Raw genomic sequence first — 22,778 nt, forward strand, 5'->3', positions numbered from 1 at the left:
CCCAGGGGGCCACCCACCCCCGACGTCCACCGGCACCTCTGGCGCGCCGTCAGGACGCCGACGTCCTGTCAGCCGATGGTGCCGGAGGACGACGAGGGCAGGTACCGCGGTGCACGCCAGGCGTCGAGTCGCTGCTCGACCGCCGCCCCCAGCGACAGCAGCGCGGTGTCCTGCCGGTCGCCGGCCATCAGGAGCAGACCGACCGGCAACTCGCCGACGAAGCCGGCGGGTACGGACAGGGAGGGGTACCCGGCGACGGCGGCCGGGGTCGAGGACGGGATCACGTCGTTGTCGCCCCGCGCGCAGTCGGTCGTCCAGGCGGGCGGGTTCGCCGGGGAGGCGATCGCGTCCAGGTCGTGCGCGGCCATGGTCTCGTCGATGGACCGCCGGGACAGGTCGTTCAGTTCGGCGCGCATGGCCCGGTAGCCCGGGTCCGTGGTCGACGGCGCGGCCAGGGCCTGCTCGAACAGTTCCTGACCGGCGAAGCAGGTCCGTTCGGCCGGGTGCGTGCGGTTGAACTCGATCAGCCCGGCGAGGTCGCGAGGTCCCTCACGGGACGCGAGGTAGGTGTCGACGTCCCGGTGGAACTCGCTCAGCAGGGCCGGGAACTCGAGCTCGGCGAGCCTGTCCTGGTACGGCGGTGTGACCTCGACGACCTGCGCACCCGCGGCACGCAACCGCTCCGCGGTACGGGTCATCAGGGCGTCCACGCCGGCGCCGAGCGACGGGAGCCGCCACAGTCCGATCCGCTTGCCGCGCAGACCACCAGGGCGCGTCACCGCGGTGTCGTCGCCGCTGAGCGCCGAGAGGGTGAGCGCGGTGTCGACGACGTTGCGCGCCATGGGGCCGGCCGTGTCCTGCTCGGCGGAGATGGGGACGACGCCGGACTGGCTGACCAGCCCGAGGCTGGGCTTGTGGCCGACGATCCCGTTCATCCCGGCCGGGCACACGATGGAGCCGTCCGTCTCGGTGCCGACCGCCACCTGCGCGAGAGAGGCGGCGATGGCGGCCGCCGAACCCGAGGACGATCCGCACGGGTTGCGGTCCAGGACGTACGGGTTGTGCGTCTGCCCGCCCACCGCCGACCAGCCCGATGTCGGCCTCGCCGCCCGGAAGTTGGCCCATTCCGACATGTTGGTCTTGCCGAGGATCACCGCCCCGGCCGCACGCAGTCGTCCGACGAGCTCCGCGTCCGTGGCCGGCGGACTTCCGGCCAGTGCCAGCGACCCGGCCGTCGTCGGCATGTCGCGGGTGTTCACGTTGTCCTTCAGCAGGACGGGGATGCCGTCGAGCGGGCCGCGCACCTTCCCGAGACGATGCCTGACATCACTGGCGGCCGCCTGGCTCAGGGCCGTAGGGCTGATGCGAAGCACCGCGTCGATCTTCGGGTCGACAGCCTTGATCCGCTGGAGGTACGCCCGCGTCAGCGCCGACGAGGTCAGGGACCCGCTCTTCATCCGTACCTGCAACTCGGGGATGGTCACCGTGTCCAGGTCCACTCCGCGCAGCGGGGTGGAACTCTCGGCACCGGACTCGACGGCCATCGCACCCTGCCCCGGCACGCCCGATGCCACGAGGGCCGCCACGGCGAGGGCCGCGGTCACTGTCGCCACACTTCTCTTCGTCATGGGCGACAGCCCACTGCAGGAGGACCGCCGGGCACAAGAAGCTTCTCCGCCTCTCCACCCGCCGACGCCATGCGGCCGACCGAGCGCGCCCGAACGGGTCGACTTCACATCAGGTATGCGTTTTATGTATGTGGATTGATAGAGTGGCATGCGTGTTGGGTACGGAAGAGATCCTCAGGCTCACGGTGGCGGCGCTCATGTCGCGGTCGGGGGAGCGGCAGGGGGACCTGGCCGCCGGGCTCGGCCTGTCGCAGGCCCAGGTGTCCCGCAAGCAGTCCGGAAGCGCGCACTGGTCCCTTGAGGACGTCGACCTGCTGGCCGCGCACTACGGTCTGGCCGTGCTCGACCTGCTCGCCGGGCCGACGCACGCGGTCGGTGTCCTGCACGGCGCGGCCCAGAGCCTGCAGCCCAGCCCGCTGACCGTGCCTCCCGTACGCCCGTCCGCCCCGTCCGCCCCGGACCGGCCGACGACCGAGACGCACCCTCCGGCTCAGGCCGAGGAGCCGACGCTGGCGTCGCCGTCCCCGGCCGAGACCGTCGTGCAGGAGTCGACAGGGCTGTGCGTCCTGTGCGGGCAGCCCGCCCTGCACGAACTCGACGGCTTCCCGCAGCACCTGAGCGCCGAGGAGTGCGCCGCGGCCGTCGCAGCCGCGCTCCCGCCCGTCGAGACGCCTGACGTCCCTGATGTCCCGGCCGAACTGCCACCGGTTCCGTCCCCCGCCGAACCGCCGACGGCCCCGGCGGCCGCAGCCCCCGCCGCACCGGGACACAAGGCCCCCGCGTACGCCTCCGGCACCCTCGTCGAGCAGATCACGGACCGCGTCCACGACGTCCTGGCCGAGTGCGAGGGTGAGGTCGACGCCGCGCAGGCGGCACTGATCAAGAGGGCGATCCCGGATGTGATGGCGCTGCTGAAGGCGTCCCGTGTCGGCGGTCGTTACGAGCATTCGGAGTTCCCGCCGACGCAGGACATCCTCAGGAAGAAGTCCCAGAAGGGCGCGGACGAGATCTGGGAGGGCCGCCCGAAGTGGCGCAACGCGGCCCTCGTGGCGGCGGCGAGGGAGGGCGAGAAGATCGAGGTGACCGCCCTCGACATGAACGCCGCCTACCTGTCCGCGCTCAAGGCGTGGCTGCCGATCGGGCAGCTCCGGGAGGACACCGGCGGCGTCCACGACCCGAAGAAGGCGGGCGTCCACCTGATCACCCCCGCCGACTGGGACCACACCGACCTGCCCAACCCCCTCGGCAACCGCATGGAACCGGGCGAACTGTGGGTGTCGGAATCCACCCTCCGCCTCCTCCTCGACTGCGCCGCCCAGGGCCTCGCGGACCCCCCGGTCATCCACCGCTCCCTCGTCTCCGGCGCCACGGAGGCTCTCCTGGAGAAGATGCGCCGCGCGCTCGCGGAAGTCCGCAAGACCGCGCTGGCCGAGGGCGACGAGCTCACCATCACCTACGTGAAGGCCATGTACTCCAAGTTCGTCTCCACGATCGGGGAGTCCAGCTCCAACCGGGAGATCCGTCGGCCGGACTGGATGCACATCATCCGCTCGAAGGCGTTCGCGAACCTGTGGATGAAGGCCCACAAGGCACACAGGGCCGGACTCCAGGTCGTGGAGATCTCCGGCACCGACGAACTCCACGTCGCCGGCGACTGGCGCGAGGTCTTCCAGGAGGGCCGGAACCTGAACGAGGTCAAGGAGAAGGACACCTACATCCTCGGAGGCAAGCGCTGATGGCCGGTTCTCCGGACCTGTGGTCCCGCTGGGGCCAGTGGCAGAAGACGGACGTGAACGGGATGAAGGGCGGCGAGGCCCTGATCCTGGAACTGAACCGCATCGTCCACACCTCCGGCATCGCCTCGCCCGTCACGACCCGCCGCGGACTGGCGGCCCGCCTGCGCTACCTCGACAGCCCCGCGGGCCGCGCCGAGCTGAAGGCCCAGGGCATCTCCCCCCGTACGATCCGCTCCTGGATGAGGTCGAAGGGCCAGGTGTCCCCGACGCGGGCGAGCCGGGAGCGGATCGACGCGGCGTACTGGCACCGCCGGCGCGAGAACCTGATCCGCTCGGGCTGGCTGGTCAAGCACCTCGACAACAAGGGCCGGGGCCGCCGGATGGAGATCTACCCGGTCGACCAGACGCGGGTGGAGGCGAAGTACCGGCGCGACCTGTCCACCCGTACCGTCACCGTCCGCTACATCTGGGGCGACCTCGTCGACGCCTGGGCCACCCGCGACGCCCACCTCGTCGACGAGATCTGGGACGACGTCATCTCCGACCTCGACTCCGACTACAACGCCTACGCCTACGTCTCCGCCGTCGGCATCAACGCCTGACCCTCAACCTCCTGCCGATCCGGCAGCCGACCGGTGCGGCGGCCCCATGCCTCGAACGCCGCGGTCATGAACGGCGGTACGGCGGCCGGCAGGACGGGGATCGTCCGTCCCACCGCCACTTCAGTCGGATCGCCACCAGGACGGTCAGCAGTACGTAGACGACGACGGCGCGGGAGCGCGTGAAGAACCTGCACACCTCACTGCACGAGGCACTCGCCGAGGTCGTCCGCGAACTGGACCATCCACAGCCGGAACTGACCGTTGCCGTGCTCCGGGCGGTCGTCGACGCCTGCATCCGCAGAATCGACCAGGGCGACGAACTGGCGACCGTGTCCGACTTCGCGGCGACCGCCACACGTCGGCTGCTCACGCCCGACCACCCCTGACCCGGTCGGACGCGAGAAGGCGGTCACGGCCGTCCGGAGGGCGCGTTGAGCACCGCGATGCCCGTGGGCGTGGCGATGTGGGCGGTCGTCCGGCGGTCCCGATGGGTGTCGATCAGCCCCGCGTTGCGCAGGGTCGTGGCGTGCTCGCTGGCGCTGGCCTTGGCGATCCCGACGAGCACGGCGAGTTGCTGGGTCGAGCAGCCCGGGTGACGGGCGATGGTGCTGAGCACCGCGGCCCGGGTGTGCCCCAGCATGGACCCGACCACGTCGACGGCCTGGCCCGCCCGATCACCGCCGGACGGGGGAGACGCGAACAGCGGCGTGGCCGTGCCCTCCTGAAGCTGGGCGACCGGATAGGTGAGGACGGGTTGCGGCACCGCGTCGAGGTCGACGACCGGGGCCTCGACGGCGAACACCGAAGGCTGGAGCAGCATCCCCTGCCCGGCGAGGTGCACGTCGGCGTCCAGGCCGGAGATCATCGCGATCTCCAGGACGGGCGCCCGCCAGCGGACCCGCCGCGGGTTGATGCGCGCGAGGAGGGTCTCGACGCCGCCGAGCATCTGGCGGGAACGCACCGCGGCGTCGGCCGCCGTCATGGCCTGGATCTCCTGCCAGTGAGGGACGAGGGCGTGACCGGCCACGTGTTCCAGGCCGTCGCACAACTGCCGCAGGAGGAGCGGGTCGTCGGGCAGCCGGTGCGCCCACGCGGGCAGGGCCTCGTGCCGAGCCGTCTGCTCCAGACTGGACCGCAGGCGGCTTCGAGGCGTGGAACGGATCTGTTCGACCAGCTCGGCGGGCGTCGCGCCGTTCGCCCCGCTCAGGAATCCGGTGATCCGCCCGCGACGGGGCATGAGCGCGAAGACCATGCGGGAGGTGGGATGCAGCGCGGACAGGGTGCGGTGGCGCCAGGCCCCGAGCCGTACCAGATGCGAGCGTTCCTGCAGTTGCCGCGCCATGGTGGTCAGCTCGATGCAGGGCACGGGTCCGTCGCCGATGCGGGTCCGCGCGAGATCCTCCACCGTGAAGTGAATGCGTAACGGCACGTCGTCGCCATCCCCCGAAGCCCGACCGGCCTCTGCCGGTGCTGCCGTCCACCTGCGCTCGACGGCCATCCTCGTCGAGAGCGTGCGCACGGGCCAGTAGGGATCGAGCCGACGGCACCGGGGAGGAACAACAGGGGGCGACCCACCGACGACGGGCGCGAAAGGCTCAGCCCGAGGCCAACCGGGCGGCGGCACGCCGGCGCAGTGCGCGGTAGACCGAGATCTGCTCCGCGTGTTCTCCCATGACCTGGCGTCGGTACTGGACTTCGAGGCCGCGCAGGGTACGCGTACGGCCGACGCGGGCATCGCACGTGGCGTCGGCGACGGCGATGGAGATCTCCCGGCCCCTGACCCGGTCGAGGTCCCCAGGCCGACCGCCGGGCACGCCCACCACACCCTCGTACGCGGAGAACGCCGCCGCCCGCGCCTCTCCCGGAGCCTTGTACGCGAATCCGCGGGCCTTCATGCACGCGCGCCACAGGGGGAGGGTCCGCGCGGCACGCTCGTCGTCGCTCGCCTTGCGACTGACCTCACCGGCCAGGTTCACGACGGTCATCTGGGCCCTCAACCAGCGGGTCAGGTCGCCGTACAGCTGCTGCTCGGCGTGCGCGATGCAGCCGTCCGCGTTCATGAAGGCCACGCCGTCCGCGAGGTTCACCTCGATCCGGTGGGAAGGCGTCCCGAACAGCGCCGCGCCGTAGGCCTTCGCCTTGTCCGGGGGCAGTGTCCGCAGGTAGTCGCCGTTGGGGTCAGCGGCCCGTTCGGACCTCATCGCCGCCGGACCGCCGTACCCCTCGCGCCGGCGCGCCGCCACATCGTCCCCCTGGACGTCATCGCCGTCCTCCGCCCCCGGCGCGTGCCAGGAGAGGGGCTGGTACGGCCGGCCACGACCGCGCATGCAAGCGGCGACCAGCCGTTCCTGGCCCTCGAACAGGAAGCGCTGCTCCGCCGGGTCCCCTTTGGGGTCGCTCCGGGTATCGGATGAGGTCACCGGCGATCTTGCGGTTCGTGACGACGCGCCGGAGGGCGGGCGGTCGTCGGACGGCGCACACGAGGTCAGGAGAAGCAGTACGGTCGTCCCTCCGATCAAGAGGGCCGTACGGCGCGGCGGGCAGGACCGGAACATGCGGGCACCTCGTCGTCGGGTCGGGGACGGACCCCGGGCGGCGTGGGCCGCCCGGGGTGCGCCGGAGTGGGGCGGGGAGCGGTGTCAGCAGCTCCAGGTCCACTTGTTGCCTTCGCCGTCGTCGTTGGGGCGGTGCAGCGTCCAGCCCCGGCCGGCCGGCAGGCATCCCAGGGGGCGGATGTAACCCTCGTCGCCGTAGAGGATGACCCCCATGCCCGACGTGCCGTTGTTCCAGGACGACGAGTCGTCGTTGAAGATGGCCCAGTTGGCCCAGCTGGAGTTGTTCCCGCCGAACTGGTACTTCCGGCCCGCGTAGTTGGCGTCCCAGTACACGCAGTAGTAGCCCGCGTCGCAGGAGGCGGCCGCGGCGGCTCCTGCGGTCGTCTCGGCCGCCGAGGCGGCCGGCGCCCCGAGGAGGCCGGTCCCCAGCAGGACCGTTCCGGCCAGTGCGGTGAGCATGCGCTTCACGATGTGCTCCTTGTGTGCCGTGCTGCCCACTGCGAAGGCGCGGGCAGCGTCGCTGCGCTCCACACTGGCCGGGCCGAGCCGGCCGATCGAGATGATTCGGCGCAGCCCGAACACCCCCCACTCCCAGGTCTTCCGGATCACCGGACCCGGCGACTGAGCCGGCTCGGTGGATCAGCGGGAGGACGGGCCGGGGAGCTGCTCGGGGAACGCGGAGGGGAAGGAGGCGGGGAAGAGGTCCTGCGTGGTGCGGCGGCGGTAGTCGCGGTCGGCGTACGCGGTCTTCATGCGGGTGAAGAGTTCCTGGGCCCTCGCTCGCCACGCCTCCTCGTCGATGCCGGGGATGGTGCCGTTCCGCAGGACCGTGCGGCCGTTGACGACGACGGTGTCGACGTCCGCGCCCGAGGTGTTCATCAGGAGGGTGCGGACCGGGTCGTCGACCGGGCCGGTGCGGGGTGCGTCGAGGCGGACGACGAGCAGGTCGGCGAGGGCTCCGGGGGCGAGCCTGCCGAGGTCGTCGCGGCCCAGCGCGCGGGCGCCGCCGAGGGTCGCGGCCCGGTAGTAGTCGGCGGCGCTGCCCGCCTCAAGCCGGCCGGTGGTCAGCTTGGAGAGGTTGGTGCCGTAGTCCATGTTCCGGATCATGTCCGGCGGGAACGAGTCGGTGCCCATCGCGATGTTCACTCCGGCCGCGCGGTACCGGTCGAAGTCCTCCAGGGCGGCGCCGTAGCGGAGCATGGTGTGCGGGCAGTGCACGATGCCGGCGATCGTGGCGAGGTCGTCCAGCTCGCCCGCGTACGGGGTGTCCACCTCGCTGTGGCCGCCGATGTAGATGGCGTGCGGGACGAGGAGGCGCGGGCCGAGGAGTCCGGTCTCCTTGAGCAGGGCGAGCGGGGTGGTGCCGTGGAGCTCGGCCAGGCGCCGCAGTTCGCCGGTGCCCTGGAGGCAGTGGAGCCGTACCGGGCAGTCCAGTTCGTCGGCGGCGCGCGCGGTGTCCCGCATCAGCTCGGGCGTCAGGGTCTCGATGCGGCAGGGCAGCAGGGCACCGCGGATCAGGCCGTCGTGAGCGCCGTCGAAGTCCCGTACGAACCGGACCGCGTCGGCCAGGCCGGCGTCCCCGAGCTCGGGCCGCCAGTGGAGGGCGCGGGTCCCGTCGGGGGTGACGACGGGGACGCCCGCGCGGTAGCTGGGGCCCAGGTACATGCGCAGGCCGAAGCGTGCGGCGCTGTCGGCGACGGCCGCCATGTCCTCGTAGGTCTCCGCCCAGTCGGAGTGGGTCTCGGCGGCGATCGGCATCGCCGTGGTGATGCCGTTGCGGATCAGCTGCGTCAGCGCGTACGAGCGGATGAACGCCCGCTCCTCGGCGTCGAACACCGCGGTCGGGCCGCTCAGCGCGTACTCCTGCGACCACTCCAGGCCGCGGCCGTCCGCGTGCCAGGTGTCCAGGAGCGCGTGGTCGATGTCGGCGAGCGCGTCCAGGTCGACGAAGCCGGGGCCGACGAGCGCCTGCCCGACGTCGATCACCTCGTCGCAGTCGGCGGGGTCGTACCCGCGGCCGACGTGGACGATCCGGGTGCCCTCGTAGACGACCTGGCCGTCCCGGATCAGGACGTGGTCGTCGGCCCGGGGGTCGTAGCCGATGACGTGGCTCGCGGTGACGAGGGTGCGCATGCGGGGGCTCCCGTGCTCGTGGTGGTGCGCCCCTCGGTGTCCGCCGGCCCGGGGGGGGCCTGCGTGCGGTGCGTCAGGGCTCGCGGTCCAGGACTCCTGTGACCACGGCGTGGAGGTGGCGGCGGAAGCGGTCGAGGGTGGGGAGGTCGTGGGGGCCCAGGCGGCGGCCCGTGGCGTCGATGACGCCGGCCTGGCCGAAGGAGTGCGCGGTCCACACGATGGTGAAGACGAGCAGTTCGATGTCGGCTCCGGCGCCGAGGCCGGCGCGGTCGAGGACCGTGCGGACGGCGGCGGCGACCTCGGCGACGAGCGGTCCGGCGAACTCGGTCTCGATCTCGGTGAGTTCGGTGCCCTCGGCGAGCCAGCGGCGCATCCACAGGGCCGGGACCTCGGGGTGGTCGAGGCAGAAGGTCAGATAGGAGTCGACGAAGTCGAGGAGCGCGCCGCGGGTCTCGCGCGGCGAAGGGCCGCAGGCGTCGAGGCGGTGCAGGGCGGCGGTGACGGCTTCCCGCTGGGCCAGGTGGGCGCGGCGCATCACGGCGCGGTACAGCTCGGGCTTGGCGCCGACGTGGTAGGCGACCGTGGCGATGTTGAGCCCGACGGCCTCGCCGATCGCACGGGTGCTGGTGGCGTCGTAACCGCGCTCGGCGAACAGCCGGGTGGCGGCCGCCAGGATGCGTTCGCGACTGTGTCCGTCGTCGGGCCGGCTGCTCATGCGCCCGAGACTACCGGACGCGTCCGCTCGGATTCAATCAGCTGTTGGAGAAGAAAAACGCAGGTCAGAGACGATTGCATAGCTCTCCATCATTCGATTGAATGAGCGCCCTCGACAGCAGGTTCGAACGTAGGGCGAAAGGGAGGGCCGGGGCATGGGCTCGACGAGGGTGGCGGTGATCGGCGCCGGGGCGGCCGGACTGGCCGCGGCCAAGGCACTGCTCGACGAAGGGCTGGACGTCACCGTCCTGGAGCGGGGCACGCGTCCCGGCGGCCTGTGGGCGGGGGACGACGGCACCGGCGACTCCCCGGCGTACGACAGCCTGCACCTCAACACCAGCAAGAAGCGCACCGAGTTCGCCGACTTCCCCATGCCGGGGGAGTGGCCGGACTTCCCGTCGGCGGCGCTGGTCGCGGGCTATCTCGCCGACTACGCCGACGCCTTCGGGATCACCGGACGCATCCGCTTCACCAGCGAGGTCACGTCGGTCCGCCGCGCGGGTCAGGTCTGGGAGGTCACGGTCGGCGACGTCGCGGAGGACGAGGCCACGGCCGGCGCCGCCGTCACACAGGAGTACGACGCCGTGGTCGTCGCCAACGGCCACAACCGGGACCCGAAGTGGCCCAGCCCCGCTTACCCCGGCACCTTCGACGGCGAGCAGATGCACGCCCACGACTACCGGAGCCCCGACGTCTTCGCGGGGCGGAGGGTGCTCGTCGTCGGAATGGGCAACTCGGCCATGGACCTCGCCGTCGACGCGTCGTACGTCTCCCGGGGCCCGGTGCTGCTGTCGGCCCGGCACGGCACGCACATCGTCCCCAAGTACCTCTTCGGCCGCCCCGCCGACGCGACCGGCGGAGCCCTCGCGGTGCTGCCCTGGCGGATCCGGCAGACGGTCGCGCAGACCGTGCTGCGGCTCGCGGTGGGCACGCCGCAGCGGTACGGGCTGCCGCGCCCGGCCGGAGGCCTGTTCCAGAACCATCCGACGATCAGCGACACGATCCTGCACCGGCTGACCCACGGCGAGGTCGTGGCCCGTCCCGGCATCGAACGGCTCGACGGCGGCCGGGTGGTCTTCACCGACGGCACCGCCGAGGACGTCGACGTGATCGTGTGGGCGACGGGCTACCGGGTCGCCATGCCCTTCCTCGACCGCGAGTGGCTGGGGGAGGACCCCGAGGCGATGCCGCTGTACCAGCGGGTCTTCCACCTTGCCGACCCGACGCTCGCCTTCGTGGGCCTGATGCAGTCCACCGGCGCGGCGCTGCCCGTCGTCGAGGCGCAGGCCAAGCTGGCCGCCGCCTGCCTCGGAGGCCGGTACGCCCTGCCGTCGCAGGAGGCCCGGCGGGTCGCGGTCGAACGCGCCAGGGCAGCCGCCGTGCGCAGGTGGGGGGACAAGAGGCCGATGATGCGCATCGACTTCGACCGGTACGTGGCCGAGCTGCCGCGCGAGATCAGGGCGGGCGCCCGCCGGGCGGCCCGCGCCGCGACCAAGGCCCCCGCGACCACTGCTGAAGCCCCTGCGACCACCGCCCCTGCCAGCACGGCGACCACCGCCCCCGCCACCAGGGCGACCACCGCCCCCACCACCAACCCCACCGCGACCGCCGCCCCGAACCCGAAGGCGCAGGAATCCGCATGACCTTCCTTACCTTCAACCGGCGCCACGACCCGCGCGGCCGACGCGTCCTGATCACCGGGGCCTCGGGCACCATCGGCAGGGCCCTTGGTGACCGTCTGAACCGGGCGGGCGCGCGGGTGGTCGGTCTCGACCTGCGCCCGACGGGCGACGAGCCGTTCCCCGTGATGGCCTGCGACGTCACCGACGACGACAGCGTGACGTCCGCCGTCACCGAGGCCCTGGAGTTTCTCGGCGGACTGGACGTCCTGGTGAACAACGCCGGGATCGGAGGGCCCGCGCCGGCCGAGTACGCCCCGGGGGACGAGGTCCGCCGGCAGCTGGAGATCAACCTCCTGGGCACCTGGCGGGTGACGGCCGCGTGCGTCGGCGAACTGGTCGCCGCACGGGGGCGGGTGGTGATGGTGGCGTCGCGGATGGCGGTGATGCAGCTCCCGCTCGCCGCCGCGTACGGCGCGTCGAAACGGGCGATGGTCGCCTACGCGGACGCACTGCGCCTGGAGCTCGGCACCCACGTGACGGTCACCTGCGTGTACCCCTCCGCCGTACGGAGCCCGATCCACGACTCGACGAAGGCGGCGGGGCTGTCCCTGGAGGGGATGAGCGTGTACGAACCGCTGGACGGCGTGGTCGACGCGATCGAGCACTCCGCGCTGGCCGTCCGGCCGCGGCGGGACGTGACGACGACCCGCAAGGGCGCGGTGGAGTTCTTCCTGGCCCGGCATCTGCCCGCGCTCACCGACCGGATCGTGGCGCGGACGCTGGCCGCGCGGGCGGCGGGCGGTGCGTTCGACGGGGCATCGCTCGCGGCGGGTGTGGTGGAGCGGCACGGGGGACGGGCATGACGGCCCCGGCCCCGGCCCCGGCGACGGCGCTCCGTGCGGGCCGGGGGACGCTCACCCTGTACGCGTCGGGATCGGTCGGCATGGGCGTCTGGGTCACCGTGCCCGGCCTGCTGCTGCTCTACTTCCTCACCGACGTCCTGGGCATCCCGCCCACCCCGGCGGGCCTGACCCTGCTCCTGCCGAAAACGGTCGACATCATCGTCCATCCGCTGCTCGGATCGCGTTCCGACCGGGAGGCCCGCCGACTGGGCCACCGACGCCGGATGATGCGCGCCGGGGTGCTGCTGGGGGTGGCGATGGTGGCGATGTTCAGCGTGCCGCCGGGACTGACCGGCGGACCGGCGGCGCTGTGGGTGGGCTGCTGGTTCACCGTGGGCAACGTACTCTTCGCCGGCTTCCAGGTCCCGTACCTGACGACGCCCTCCGATCTGCGCGTGGGTTACCACGAGCGGACGCGGGTCTTCATGTTCCGGATGGTGCTGCTGACTTCGGGGCTGCTGGGCGCGGGTGTCGCCGCGCCGGCGCTTGCGGCGGCGGGCGGGCGGGGCGACTACGCGCGGATGGCGGCGCTGCTCGCGGTGGTGATGGCCGTCTCGGCGGTGGTCGCGCTGGTGGGCGTGCGGCGGCTGACGGACGCGTGCGGGTTCCGCGTACCGGACGAGCGGGCCGGGCGTTCGGCCACGGCCGACCTGCGGGTGGCGTGGCGGGACAGGGACTTCCGGGCGCTGGTGCTGTCGTACCTGTTCACGGGCACGACGACGCACCTGTTCCTGGCCGCGCTGCCGTATGTCACCGCGTACCTCTTCGACGATCCCCGGCTCACGGCGCTGTTCATGGGCTTGTTCCTCGCGCCGGCGCTGTTCGCGGGCCCGGTCTGGACGACCTGGTCGCGGCGGTGGGGGAAGCAGCGCGGACTGCTGCTCGCGCAGGGCGTGTTCGCGGCGGGCTCGCTGGCGCTGCTGCCGGGGGCCTCGCTCGACGGGGGGCTCGGGGTCGTGGTGACGGCAGGTGTGGTGATGGTGATGGGCGTGGCCTTCGCCGGGCTGCAGCTGTTCGCGTTCTCGATGGTGCCGGACGCCGTGGCGGCGGCGGGTTCGTCGAAGGCGGGAGCGTACACAGGCATATGGACCGCGACGGAGGCGACGGGGACGGCGATCGGCCCGTACCTGTACTCGGCGGTCCTGGCCCTGGGCGGGTTCGTCTCCAGCACGGCCGCCGAGCCGATCGCCCAGTCCGGTACGGCGCTGGGCGCGCTGCTGGTCGGCTTCACGGTCGTCCCGGCGGCGCTGATGGCGGTGGCGCTGTGGTTCCAGCGGCGGTACACGCTGGACGGTGCCGGGTGATCGGCCTCGAACCGGTGGCGGTGGCGGCGGTCGCCGTGGGCGCGTTCGCGCAGGCCGCGACCGGGATGGGGTTCTCCCTGGTGGCGGCCCCGGCGCTGGTCGCGGTGCTCGGCCCGCACAGGGGCGTCCCGACGGTGCTGCTGCTCGCCGTACTGGCGTCGGTGCTGCCACTGTCCCGAGGCTGGCGGCACGCCCGCCCCCGCGACGCCGGACGGCTGCTGGTCCCGGCCCTGCTCGGGATGCCGGTGGTGGCCTGGCTGCTGCGGGGGCTGGACATCCGGGTGCTGTCCGTCGTCACGGGCTGCGGGGTGTTGGCGGGGGTGGCACTCCTCGCCCGAGGCGTACGCTCCCCGTTCCTGCAACGGCCGGCGGGCGCCTGGCTCACGGGTGTGGCCAGCGCCGCGCTGAACGTCATCGGTGGGGTGGGCGGACCACCGATCGGCCTGTACGCGGCCAACGCGGGCTGGCCGGGCCGCGAGTCCCGCGCCACGATGCACGTCTTCTTCCTGGCGCAGAACGTGGCGACCGTCGCCCTCCTGGGCTTCGTCCTCCCACCCTGGCCCACTGTGGTCGCGCTCGCGGTGGGCGCGGCGACCGGCATGGCCCTGTCCTCCCGTCTGACCCCCACCACGGCCCGTACCGCAGTCCTGACCGTCTCCTCGGCCGGCGCCCTGGCCCTGATCGGCACCGCCATCGCTTGACCGGCCTCGTTGTCCGCCGTCCCCGTACCCGCAGGGAACCGGGTTGAAGGGCCGAGGGGAGCTGCGGTGGAATCGGGCGGGCCGCGCACCCGCGGCCGCCCGGGCGGGGAGGGATCGGTTCGTGGACGGGACGACAGCGCTGGACGGCGTGCTGCGGCAGGCGCACATGGTGAAGGTGAGCTCGGTGAGCTGGGGCGGGGAAGACGGAGAGATCCGGGTGGACCTCTCCGATCCGGCGGAGTCGGCCCGGCTCAGGACGGCCATGGCCGTGGAATCGCTGCCCGGGTTCCACTGCATGTGCCTCGGAGACGTCCGCTTCGAGGTGTTCGACCAAGCCGGCGGGCGGCTCGCAGTCGTCGTCCTGCACCACGGGGCGACCCTGAGGTGGGGGCGGTGGGACAGCGACGCCGTCCTCACCGACGGCCACCGGCTCCTGGTCTGGCTGGCCGGGCACGGCATGCCCGGCCCCATGCGGCAGTTCGAGACCGACCGGCGGCGAGCGGAGGAGGAGACCGAAGAGGAACGCCACTGGCTGGCCGCGATGCCCGCCGGACTGGAGGGGCTCGCCGACCGGATCCTCGACCTCTCCCGCACCGGCGGCAGACCGTCCCCCGAACTGCTCGCGGACCTCACGGAGCGACTGCGGCGGACGTTCCCCGACCCGGCGGACCGGGTGCTGGCCCTGCTCGGCTGGAACGGCTCCGGAAGCGGGCGCTGCTCCGGCTACCCCGTCCACGAGGGCGTGCCCGGCGAGCTGCTCGGCAGGGTGCCGATCGCCGACCTGCTCGCGGCGCTGGCCGACCCACGAGCCGAGGAACGGCACGACGCCGGGGCCGTACGGCACCTCGTGGGCTGGAAGGCCCGCCCACGTCAGAAACAGGACATCGCCGCCGTCCCCGAACCACTACGCGCCCGACTGCTGGCGCACGCCCGCAGCTCCGGAGACTCCGACAAGCAGCGCCGCGCAGAACGATGGTTGGCCTGAGAGCGACCGAAGGGTTCAGGCCGACGGGATCGGCCGGACATGATCAGCCCCCGTGTACCAGTACGGGGCAGGGCTGCCGAAAACCTGGTGCGTCGAGCCGCTCGAATCGCAAGACTCGTGCGCATGACGTCCGAGATCACACGTATCAACCCCGCCCAGCTCCATGCGACTCCGGGGTATCACCACATCACCGTCGTGGAGGCAGGCCGGACGGCGTTCCTGGCGGGACAGTGTCCGCTCGACCCTTCAGGGGAGTTGGTGGGCCCAGGTGATCTCGATGCTCAGATCGACCAGGTGGCAGCCAACGCCGTTGCCGCCCTGAACGCGGTGGGCGCCCGCCCGGAACACGTCGTCCGCTCGGTGATCTACGTGGTCAGCGATGATGCCGCGGTTCTGGGTGCCGTCTGGTGGCGTCTGACCGAGTCGGTCATAGGGCCGGCGTTCACCACCGCGAGCACGCTGCTGGGAGTCGCCCGGCTCGGCTTCTCCGGGCAGCTGGTCGAGGTCGACCTCACCGCGGCGCTGCCCGGGTAGCCGCTCGCTTCCGAGCGGGTTCGCGGCGGTCGGCCGGAGCAGGCGGCGTCAAGGATGTGGACATGGCAATGGTCAAAAAGGGATCGCGGCTCATCACCGTCGACGGTACTGCCTACCGGTGGCGAGTCCGCGGACGGCCGACCTACGAACAGGGCCTGGTCCGGTCACCCCTCACCTACGCGGTGGAACACGCAGAAACTTCGGGCACCACACTGGTGGTTACCACCAACCAACCGCACCCGAGTAACTGGTTCGGAACGCAAGGCAGCCCGATTCTGCCCGCCCAGGTGGCCGACAGTGTCCGCACCGCACTCACCAACGGCTGGACGCCCAAGAGCCCCGGCTCTCCATTCCACCTCGACCTGTCAGCGGGCTTCGACTCGTCCCACTGACCCCCAGCGCTCAAGGCTCGGGCGATACGGAGCCGGGGGACGCGGGTCAACCCTGATCGGACGGCGGCTTCAGTCCGTCCATCACCAGCCGGAAGAGGTGATCCCGGCGTTCGGTGAGGGTCGGGGCCTGGTCGGTGATCCAGCTGAGGGCATTGGCCAGTGCGAACAGGTCGATGGGCGCCACGTCGGACCGGATCCCCCCTGATTCCTGAGCGGCCTCCAGCAGTCGGCCACCGGCCTGGCGCATCGTCAGGCAGTCGGCGTGCAGCGGCGATTCCGGATCGTTGAGCGTGGCCATCAGGGTGGACGGCAGCCCCTGGTAGGCGCCCGCGCCGAGGGTGAACTCGTAGACCCATTCGGCCAGCGCGCGCTCGGGCGGAGCGGTGCCGGCGAGTGCGTCCGCCCGTTGCGCGAGGTGCGCGAAGCGCTGGTGCAGCAGGGCCTCCAGGAGGGCGTCCCGGTTCGGGAAGTGCCGGTAGAGCGTGCCGAGTCCGACGCCGGCGCGCCGTGCGATGTCCCGAAGGGAGGCCAAGGTGCCCTGCTCGGCGACGGCCTGCGCGGCCGCTTCCAGGACGCGGTCACGGTTGCGCTGCGCGTCGGTGCGCGGTGCGCGCGGTGTGACGGGGCGCGACTCGATGGACATGACGGACACCTGCCTTTGACAACCGGAGCACTGCTCCGGTTACCTGTTCCGGAACAGTGCTCCGGATTCTAACCGGGGTGCTCCGCAAGGGGACTTGGGGAGGTACCCATGGGTACGGCAACGATGCGAGCTGTCCGCCTGCATGCCTTCGGCGGGCCCGAGGAACTGATCTACGAAGAGGTGGCCCGACCCGAGCCGGGGCCGGGTGAAGTGCTGGTACGAGTCCAGGCGGCGGGCGTCAACCCGCCGGACTGGTACGCGCGCCGCGGCTTCGAGAACGTCCCGGCCGAGCTACGGCCGAACTGGACACCACCGTTCATCCTGGGGAGCGACATCTCCGGCGTGGTCACGGCCCTCGGTCCAGGTGTGACCGAGTGGAAGCTGGGCGATGAAGCCTTCGGCCTGGTCGACTTCCCCGGCCGCGCGTCCGGGTACGCCGAGTACGTGGTCTCACCCGCCACCCACCTGGCCCGCAAGCCGGCAGTCCTCGGGCACACGGACGCCGCCGCCGTCCCGATGGCCGGGCTCACGGCCTACCAGTACCTCTTCACCCACCTGAGCGACCGCATCGGCGACACGGTCATGGTCAACGGCGCGGCGGGCGGAGTGGGCCACTTCGCGGTGCAACTCGCCCGGGTGGCCGGCGCGAAGAAGGTGATCGCAGTCGCCTCCGGGCGCCACGAGGAGTTCCTGCAGGACCTGGGCGCGGACCGGTTCGTCGACTACACCCGGACACCGGTCGAGGAGGTCGTCCGCGAGGTGGACCTCCTGATCGACACGGTCGGCGGCCCCCACGCGCACCGCCTGCTGCCCACCGTGCGCCCCGGTGGCCGGATCGCGCCCGTCTTCCTCGGCGACTACCGCCCCGAGCGAGCAGCCGAGCTCGGGATCACCGTGGAGACCATGTGGCAGGTGCGCTCGAGCGGCTCGGACCTCGCCGAACTGGCCACCCTCATCGACGCGGGCCGGGTACGGGCCGCCATCGACAGCGTCTTCCCCCTGCGCGACGCGGCTGCGGCCCACACCCGCGCCGAAGAGGGCCACCTCCAAGGCAAGATCGTCCTGAACGCCGAGGGCTAGCCTGGTCTGGCGGTGCATGGCCAGCCCGAGGTCGGCATCCAGTGCCGTGTCGGCCAACGTTTGCCTGGTCTCCGCCTATCGCTCTGTCGACTGGTGGCAGAGTGCGGACATGGAGATTGCCAACGGCACGCTGACGGCGGACGTGATCGCGGCATTGACGTACTGGCCTGGCGCCATCTGGGGAGGTCAGAAGAACCCTCCGGACCCGGTGGATCTCACTGTTCTGCCCCCTTTCTTCAACGAGGTGTTGCACGATCTTCCCTGGTGGAACCGCGACTGGAAGGTCAGCCATGTCGAACCGGGTCTGCCCTTGGAGGTCGGGAGTGATCACCGCGGTCACCCTTCAAGGTTCACTGAGGTGTCAGTGCCCGGCACGGTTGGTTCCGGCGGTGATGAGAGCCTGCCCTTCGTCGCGAAGGTCGGGTTTGCGGGTGACCGACTGATCCGATTTCAAGCCAAGATCGACGATGTGGTCCTCGGTCCTGCCGTTGCCCCTGCTGGGCGGCTGGAGCCACATCCGTTCGCAAGGGTGCTCACCGGGTTGATGGACTTGCGCGGGATTCCGGTCAAGAGGATGGCAAGGGAAACCGCGCGTTCGATGTCCACCATCCACATGCTTCGCAACGGAAGACATAACCCGGAGCCGCTTCTCACCCAGGAGATCTCCAAGGTTCTGGGCATGCCCGAAGCAGACGTCAGAGTCATCGCTGGACTCGACGACGGCAGCACGCAGTAACTGACAGGCGGAGGTGTCACGATGTGGCGTTGCGTTGCGTCAAGCGACGCTCGCCCTAGTGGCGAACCCGATCCGACCACCCTCTGCATCCAACGCAGTCGGCCCCGGCCGTAGCACCGCGCCTCTATCAACACCGCCCCTTCCACGGTCCCGAACGCTCAGCCCGTTCGGAGCTCGTGGTCAGTGCTGCCTGTTGGGCAGGTGGCCGGTCAGAACTTGAGCTCGAAGAACTCATCGAAGGAGAGGAAGCGGTGCTGGCCAGTCTCGGGGTCGCCTTCCAGGGGGACGTTCCCTCTGACCCCACCTGCCCTGTCTGAGGCGTTGTAGAAGACGCAGAACTCGCCATGCCGCTGCGTCACCGAGATGACGGTCAAGTATTCGCCGATGAGTCCCTCGGTCAGGTTGCGTGTGTCGCTCTCGCTCGACAATGGAACCGCCCCTATCGGAGCAGGCTGTCCGCACACGGAGACACTTCCACGGCACCCGACGTTCGAGGACGCGGCCGTCCGGCTTGAGCGGAGCAACGTGAGGTGTCTACGGGTGACCCAGCCGGCTGAAGCCTGCCTGGAGGGTGTGGAAGGTGAGAGACGCGCCGCCAAGATATTCGGCCTTCTGGCGGAGCCGGTCGACGACCGCGGGGCTTGCCTGCCCGTACACGTCGATGGAAAGCATACGGATCAGCGCGCCGAACGCGCGGAACTTCGGATCGCCGATCTCCAAGTGCCGCTCCATGGATGCCGAGTCGGGATGTACGGCGATGACGCTCATCATGGATGCCGCCTCGTCGAGGTAGAAGTGGTACGCGATGAGCTGCGGCTCGCGCTCCGCCACGAACGCGGCCAGGTCACGCATGCTGTCCCTGGCCTCCTCCAGCCTGCCTTCCAGGATCTCGGAGCGGTCGACGTAGAAAAAGGGTTCCGCCATGGCCTGAAGCTAGCGGTCGGCTGTCGCCCAACGTGCGACGCACGCCGAGCCTGTACGCTCGGGTCGCCCGACCCGCCCAACCCGCCGACGTGTGAACACCTGAGCCGAGCCGATGAGGCCTTCAGCTGGTGCGTCGGTTCGAGGAGAGCAGCCAGGTCCAGCGCCGGCGCTCAGTGACGACGGTGGCGGCGGCCAGTGCGGTCGCAGGTACGGCGGCCCAGGCGGGCCAGGCCAGCCACGAGGAGATCACGGCGGCGGCCAGCTGGAGCACCACCAGCAGGATCGTGACCCACCCCGGCACCGCGACGATCACGTTGTTCTTGTCCCCGGGGGTGGAGAAGAGGGTCGGCAGGCCGATCAGGACCACCACGGACAGGGCGGCAAGCGGCCATGAATGGTCGGCCAGGGCCCAGGGGGTGGCCACCCAGGCGATGAGTTCCGTGGCGAACCGCAGAGCGGACGCGGTGCGGTCGTCGGGGCGTCCTGAGTCCGCACCTTCATCAGCTATGTCAGTCACGAGCGGACGATGTCACGGCGAGCGGCCGGATGAAAAGGGCCGGGAGCGGAGCACGCGGCCAGGGCGTGTGCCGAAAACGCTGTGCACGGTGCTCGGCGGCGGCAGAGGGCGGTGCTGGATCGACGCGCCGGGGTGCTGTGCGAGTTCACCCAGGCCGCAGAATTGAACGCGTTCAATATGTCTGGCGGGGTATCTCTCCGAGGAGGCCCGCCCCTATCAGTTGGTCGAAGCGGGCTGGGGGCGGGAGGTCCTGATGGCGGGCGGAAGCGGGCTGCGTGTGTGTGGGGGCCCTCGGCGGCGTGATGGTGGTTCTGACTGTTCTGACAGGGTGCGCCGGTCCCTCTCAGTACTACGAGGGAACTGGGCTCCACGACGTCATGTCGGCTGAAGTCGCTGGAGGCGGGGAAAACGTCGAGGGGACCCGCGTGGTGCTTCGCGAAGACGGAACGGCTCTTCTCGAACCGCCTACGAGAGCCGACCTTTCTGCGGTCGCGCGACTGGTCGGTCTCGTCGGGGGTGACGCAGTGCATGAGCAGCCGGGTAAGTGCCGGCTAGCCGGTGACCCTGTAATGGAGGGCTGTCTCACCGGCGGCTTCGCCGAGCTGCCGTGCCATCTCTTCGACGATCAGATCGGCAGCTTCTGGTGAAGCGGCGCCTTCGACGCGTACGCCCCATGTGCCCGCGAGCTCCCAAGAGGCCGAGACCAGCACTGTGCCGGTACGGAAGGAGTGGTCCCCTTCCCCCTCCGCCGGCTCGCAGACCAGTGAGCGAGGTCGGAACAGCGCTGCGAAGTCGATCCCAGGCAGCGCGGGCCAGTCGTTCCCGCTGGCGGTGCTGATCGTGTACTCCGCCTCGACAGCGCCATGCGGACGCTCCTGGCCGGCGGGCTCGGCAGCCTTCCGCGCGAAGTCGTAGGGCATCGGCTCGTTCCCGTCCACCACCCACGGCGCACGGTACCTGGCATGGCATCCCGTGCACCGAGCGACGAACTTCCCGACCTCCGGGTTCGTCATGATGCTGTAGTGCGAGGAGCGCAGCGTGCGCATCACGTGGCCGTTTGCGGTTGCCTCCAGCGCCGGCCATTCGGGAGAGCACTCACACGGACCGGACTTCGCGAACGTCTCGTCGCCAGGGGCGTCGTGGGTTTCCCTGAGTGTCTTGAAGAGCTTTCTGAGCAGCCGCACGCGGCTTCCTTCTCGCGTGCTTGTCGACTCGGGGCAGGTGGTCACGGTGTGGGCCAGGTGCCGAGTGCTCGGGCCAACCGGTCGCTGTGTTCGCGGGTGATGCCTTGGGCGAGGCGGATTCCGCACCGCGGGCTGTGGGGATCGTCGCAGTGCAGGATGCCGGGAAAGTGCTGCGCGGTACCGGAGAGCGGGGACGGTGAGGGCAGGGCCCATTCCGCCGGCTCCCACAAGGGGTGGTCGTGGAGGAGGGCATCTGCCACCCCAGGCGCCTGGTCCTCGGCGACGCCCACCTGGATGAGCGCGCTGCTGATCAGTGCGGCAGCGTCACCGGGCAGGTTGCTGTCTCCGAGGGCCGGAAGCAGAAGCAGCAGGCGGACGTGCGGTGCGTGAACGCCGGGAGCCTCGGGGTCGGGAGTGTCGGCGATGTGCGTAAGTTCGTGCCAGGACAGTCCGGGGCCGGCTTGGTGCCCGTCGATGGTGGCCAGGTGACCGTGCCGGTCCCACTCGGGGTGGGAGATGAAGTACTCCGTGCCCAGGTCGCCGGCGACGTTGCGGCCCACGATGAGCGCGCTGTGGCCGTCGGCGAACGGGATGCGGAAGACAGGCCAGTGCTCCTCGTCGGTCAGGGCCTCGTACGCCGCGTCCGCGTCGGCCTCATCCGCGCCGAACCACAGCGGATCCGGGTCGTTCTCCTCGGTCTGGCACATCCACAGCAGGTAGGCAGCCCAGAACCCCGGCATCGCCAGCAGATCCTCCGCCGCAACGAGAGGCTCGTCCTCGTATCCGTCGATCAGCACACGCCCAGAGTGCCACCCGGCTCTGACAGTCCCTGCACCACCCGGACCTTCCCGGTGCACAGCCGCAGGTGCTCCTACTCTCGCCGACATCCCAGACGATGGCGATCACGAAGTGATCCTGAACGTCGCGAACAACCGCTCCCGGTTAAGACCTACACAGCCAGTACTGCTACCGAGGCAGCCCTCCTCCTTCGGGTTCGAGCTTGATCGGCTCGGCGAAGGCTCACTCGTAGGTGACCTTCCCGTTGAGCAGGGTCCACGTGGTGCTGGTGCGCGGGTCCGTCAGTGTGTGCTCGAGGAACGCGGCCGGGTACGGGACACACCGGCGGCGACGCGTCCGTAGCCTCCCCTCTCTCCGATCGTGTGGTCGCCGGTATCGATGAAGGAATCGCACCTCCAGTCGTTGCCGGCAGCGAAGGGGATCCAGCGTGGGTTCCACCAAGGTCCGTAGGGGTCAGCCTCCCCCGAGGCCGGCATCAACCGCTGGTAGGCCTGGGGATGAGGGCGGTGCACAGAGGGTGCTGGCCGCCCGGGAGGAAGCATCCGTCATCGTGTATCGAGGCCTGGGTCAGCGCCACCTGTAGGTCCCGTCCACCATCGGTGGCAGCTCGACGGGGCCGATCGACGTACCGGCAGGGGTGGTGAGCACGGACCCGATGGCTGGGTAGAGATGGAGGGCCGCCGCCTGGGCCAGCGGGACCCAGACGACCTGGGTGGTGTCGTTCGCGTCCTGCTCCGTTGTGGCGATCCGGCTGCGGATGCTGTCGGGCACGTTGAGGGTGTGGATGAGGTGGAGCCGCTCGAACGGCTCCGTGCTACCGGGGCGGGTGGTGGTCTGGTCCTGTACCCATCGCAGCACGGGAGGCTCGGGGAGCTGGTCGGTGTCCAGGCCGAGTTCCTCCTTCAGCTCACGGGCGAGAGCCGCTGCTGTGCCCTCGCCGAGGTGTCGCAGTCCTCCAGGCACGGAGTACTGATCCCCTTCCGCGCGGAGACGGTGGATGAGGCAGACCTCGTCTGCGTTGATGACGAGAGCGCACGCGCGGACGAGAACGCCCGACGCTTGAGAGTGGGGCATGCGAATTACCTCCG

The 22,778-nt window shown here is 70.9% G+C and carries 25 protein-coding genes; 12 read left to right on the top strand and 13 right to left on the bottom strand.

Translation table 11 applies throughout. The features are described 5' to 3' along the window. Positions 1–68: 68 nt before the first annotated feature. Entirely contained in the window at positions 69–1,628 is a 1,560-nt protein-coding gene (locus GGE06_RS36950; protein WP_184932838.1) for an amidase family protein, read from the bottom strand. A gap of 152 nt (positions 1,629–1,780) precedes the next feature. On the opposite strand from GGE06_RS36950, the gene GGE06_RS36955 reads away from it, so the two are divergent. From GGE06_RS36955 to GGE06_RS36965, 3 genes are all read left to right on the top strand, one after another. Then, positions 1,781–3,364: an acyltransferase gene (locus tag GGE06_RS36955; protein ID WP_184932839.1), complete on the top strand. Its 1,584-nt coding sequence runs from the start codon at positions 1,781–1,783 to the stop codon at positions 3,362–3,364. Continuing rightward, positions 3,364–3,966: a hypothetical protein gene (locus GGE06_RS36960; RefSeq protein ID WP_116163545.1), complete on the top strand. Its 603-nt coding sequence runs from the start codon at positions 3,364–3,366 to the stop codon at positions 3,964–3,966. The genes GGE06_RS36955 and GGE06_RS36960 overlap by 1 nt, the downstream gene beginning before the upstream one ends. A 179-nt stretch (positions 3,967–4,145) precedes the next feature. Continuing rightward, the gene (locus GGE06_RS36965) at positions 4,146–4,352 is read left to right on the top strand and encodes a hypothetical protein (protein ID WP_246532960.1); all 207 of its coding nucleotides are present in this window, start codon (positions 4,146–4,148) and stop codon (positions 4,350–4,352) included. A 23-nt stretch (positions 4,353–4,375) separates the two neighbouring features. Here the strand turns inward: GGE06_RS36965 and GGE06_RS36970 are convergent, their stop codons facing one another. The 5 genes from GGE06_RS36970 to GGE06_RS36990 form a co-directional block, all read right to left on the bottom strand. After that, the gene (locus tag GGE06_RS36970) at positions 4,376–5,395 is read right to left on the bottom strand and encodes a MarR family winged helix-turn-helix transcriptional regulator (protein ID WP_184932840.1); all 1,020 of its coding nucleotides are present in this window, start codon (positions 5,393–5,395) and stop codon (positions 4,376–4,378) included. Between the two features lie 166 nt (positions 5,396–5,561). Then, positions 5,562–6,386, bottom strand: coding sequence for a hypothetical protein (locus tag GGE06_RS36975; RefSeq protein WP_184932841.1), 825 nt, complete (start codon positions 6,384–6,386; stop codon positions 5,562–5,564). A 219-nt stretch (positions 6,387–6,605) separates the two neighbouring features. Next, positions 6,606–6,980, bottom strand: a complete 375-nt coding sequence (locus GGE06_RS36980) for a peptidase inhibitor family I36 protein (protein ID WP_246532981.1) — start codon at positions 6,978–6,980, stop codon at positions 6,606–6,608. Positions 6,981–7,160: 180 nt separating this feature from the next. Beyond that, positions 7,161–8,654 (bottom strand): chlorohydrolase family protein, encoded by a 1,494-nt coding sequence (locus tag GGE06_RS36985; protein WP_184932842.1) that lies wholly within the window; start codon positions 8,652–8,654, stop codon positions 7,161–7,163. A gap of 73 nt (positions 8,655–8,727) precedes the next feature. Further along, the gene (locus GGE06_RS36990; RefSeq protein ID WP_116163555.1) at positions 8,728–9,369 is read right to left on the bottom strand and encodes a TetR/AcrR family transcriptional regulator; all 642 of its coding nucleotides are present in this window, start codon (positions 9,367–9,369) and stop codon (positions 8,728–8,730) included. A 154-nt stretch (positions 9,370–9,523) separates the two neighbouring features. On the opposite strand from GGE06_RS36990, the gene GGE06_RS36995 reads away from it, so the two are divergent. The 7 genes from GGE06_RS36995 (at position 9,524) to GGE06_RS37025 (ending at position 15,808) form a co-directional block, all read left to right on the top strand. Further along, positions 9,524–11,011 carry a flavin-containing monooxygenase gene (locus GGE06_RS36995; protein WP_184932843.1) on the top strand — a complete coding sequence of 496 codons (1,488 nt, stop codon included), beginning with the start codon at positions 9,524–9,526 and terminating at the stop codon, positions 11,009–11,011. Continuing rightward, positions 11,008–11,853 (top strand): SDR family NAD(P)-dependent oxidoreductase, encoded by an 846-nt coding sequence (locus GGE06_RS37000; RefSeq protein WP_184932844.1) that lies wholly within the window; start codon positions 11,008–11,010, stop codon positions 11,851–11,853. Before GGE06_RS36995 ends, GGE06_RS37000 begins: the two co-directional genes overlap by 4 nt. Further along, a complete protein-coding gene (locus GGE06_RS37005) occupies positions 11,850–13,196 on the top strand; it encodes an MFS transporter (RefSeq protein WP_184932845.1) in 1,347 nt (448 codons plus the stop codon). Before GGE06_RS37000 ends, GGE06_RS37005 begins: the two co-directional genes overlap by 4 nt. Next, entirely contained in the window at positions 13,193–13,897 is a 705-nt protein-coding gene (locus tag GGE06_RS37010; protein WP_184932846.1) for a sulfite exporter TauE/SafE family protein, read from the top strand. The genes GGE06_RS37005 and GGE06_RS37010 overlap by 4 nt, the downstream gene beginning before the upstream one ends. Before the next feature lie 121 nt (positions 13,898–14,018). Continuing rightward, entirely contained in the window at positions 14,019–14,882 is an 864-nt protein-coding gene (locus tag GGE06_RS37015) for a hypothetical protein (protein WP_184932847.1), read from the top strand. Positions 14,883–15,005: 123 nt separating this feature from the next. Then, positions 15,006–15,416 carry a RidA family protein gene (locus tag GGE06_RS37020; protein WP_184932848.1) on the top strand — a complete coding sequence of 137 codons (411 nt, stop codon included), beginning with the start codon at positions 15,006–15,008 and terminating at the stop codon, positions 15,414–15,416. A 62-nt stretch (positions 15,417–15,478) separates the two neighbouring features. Beyond that, a complete protein-coding gene (locus GGE06_RS37025) occupies positions 15,479–15,808 on the top strand; it encodes a hypothetical protein (protein ID WP_116163567.1) in 330 nt (109 codons plus the stop codon). Positions 15,809–15,854: 46 nt separating this feature from the next. Here GGE06_RS37025 and GGE06_RS37030 read toward each other — a convergent pair whose 3' ends face one another. Next, positions 15,855–16,451, bottom strand: coding sequence for a TetR/AcrR family transcriptional regulator (locus GGE06_RS37030; RefSeq protein WP_184932849.1), 597 nt, complete (start codon positions 16,449–16,451; stop codon positions 15,855–15,857). A gap of 108 nt (positions 16,452–16,559) precedes the next feature. Between GGE06_RS37030 and GGE06_RS37035 the strand changes: the two genes are divergently transcribed. Both GGE06_RS37035 and GGE06_RS37040 read left to right on the top strand, forming a co-directional pair. Then, on the top strand, positions 16,560–17,531 hold the full coding sequence (locus tag GGE06_RS37035; protein WP_184932850.1) for an NADP-dependent oxidoreductase: 972 nt from the start codon (positions 16,560–16,562) through the stop codon (positions 17,529–17,531). Positions 17,532–17,640: 109 nt separating this feature from the next. Continuing rightward, positions 17,641–18,267 carry an XRE family transcriptional regulator gene (locus GGE06_RS37040; RefSeq protein WP_184932851.1) on the top strand — a complete coding sequence of 209 codons (627 nt, stop codon included), beginning with the start codon at positions 17,641–17,643 and terminating at the stop codon, positions 18,265–18,267. Between the two features lie 209 nt (positions 18,268–18,476). Here GGE06_RS37040 and GGE06_RS37045 read toward each other — a convergent pair whose 3' ends face one another. The 6 genes from GGE06_RS37045 to GGE06_RS37070 all read right to left on the bottom strand — a co-directional run bounded on the left by GGE06_RS37045 (position 18,477) and on the right by GGE06_RS37070 (position 22,764). Beyond that, entirely contained in the window at positions 18,477–18,695 is a 219-nt protein-coding gene (locus GGE06_RS37045; RefSeq protein ID WP_184932852.1) for a hypothetical protein, read from the bottom strand. Between the two features lie 106 nt (positions 18,696–18,801). Next, a complete protein-coding gene (locus GGE06_RS37050; protein ID WP_184932853.1) occupies positions 18,802–19,191 on the bottom strand; it encodes a hypothetical protein in 390 nt (129 codons plus the stop codon). 121 nt (positions 19,192–19,312) lie between these two features. Then, positions 19,313–19,699, bottom strand: coding sequence for a hypothetical protein (locus GGE06_RS37055; RefSeq protein WP_184932900.1), 387 nt, complete (start codon positions 19,697–19,699; stop codon positions 19,313–19,315). A 560-nt stretch (positions 19,700–20,259) separates the two neighbouring features. Beyond that, positions 20,260–20,892, bottom strand: coding sequence for a hypothetical protein (locus tag GGE06_RS43035; protein WP_246532961.1), 633 nt, complete (start codon positions 20,890–20,892; stop codon positions 20,260–20,262). A 41-nt stretch (positions 20,893–20,933) separates the two neighbouring features. Then, positions 20,934–21,689 carry a hypothetical protein gene (locus tag GGE06_RS37065; protein ID WP_184932854.1) on the bottom strand — a complete coding sequence of 252 codons (756 nt, stop codon included), beginning with the start codon at positions 21,687–21,689 and terminating at the stop codon, positions 20,934–20,936. Between the two features lie 568 nt (positions 21,690–22,257). Next, positions 22,258–22,764: an NUDIX domain-containing protein gene (locus GGE06_RS37070; protein ID WP_184932855.1), complete on the bottom strand. Its 507-nt coding sequence runs from the start codon at positions 22,762–22,764 to the stop codon at positions 22,258–22,260. Positions 22,765–22,778 lie beyond the last annotated feature (14 nt).

It is taken from the genome of Streptomyces nymphaeiformis (assembly GCF_014203895.1).
Taxonomy (GTDB): Bacteria; Actinomycetota; Actinomycetes; order Streptomycetales; family Streptomycetaceae; genus Streptomyces; species Streptomyces nymphaeiformis.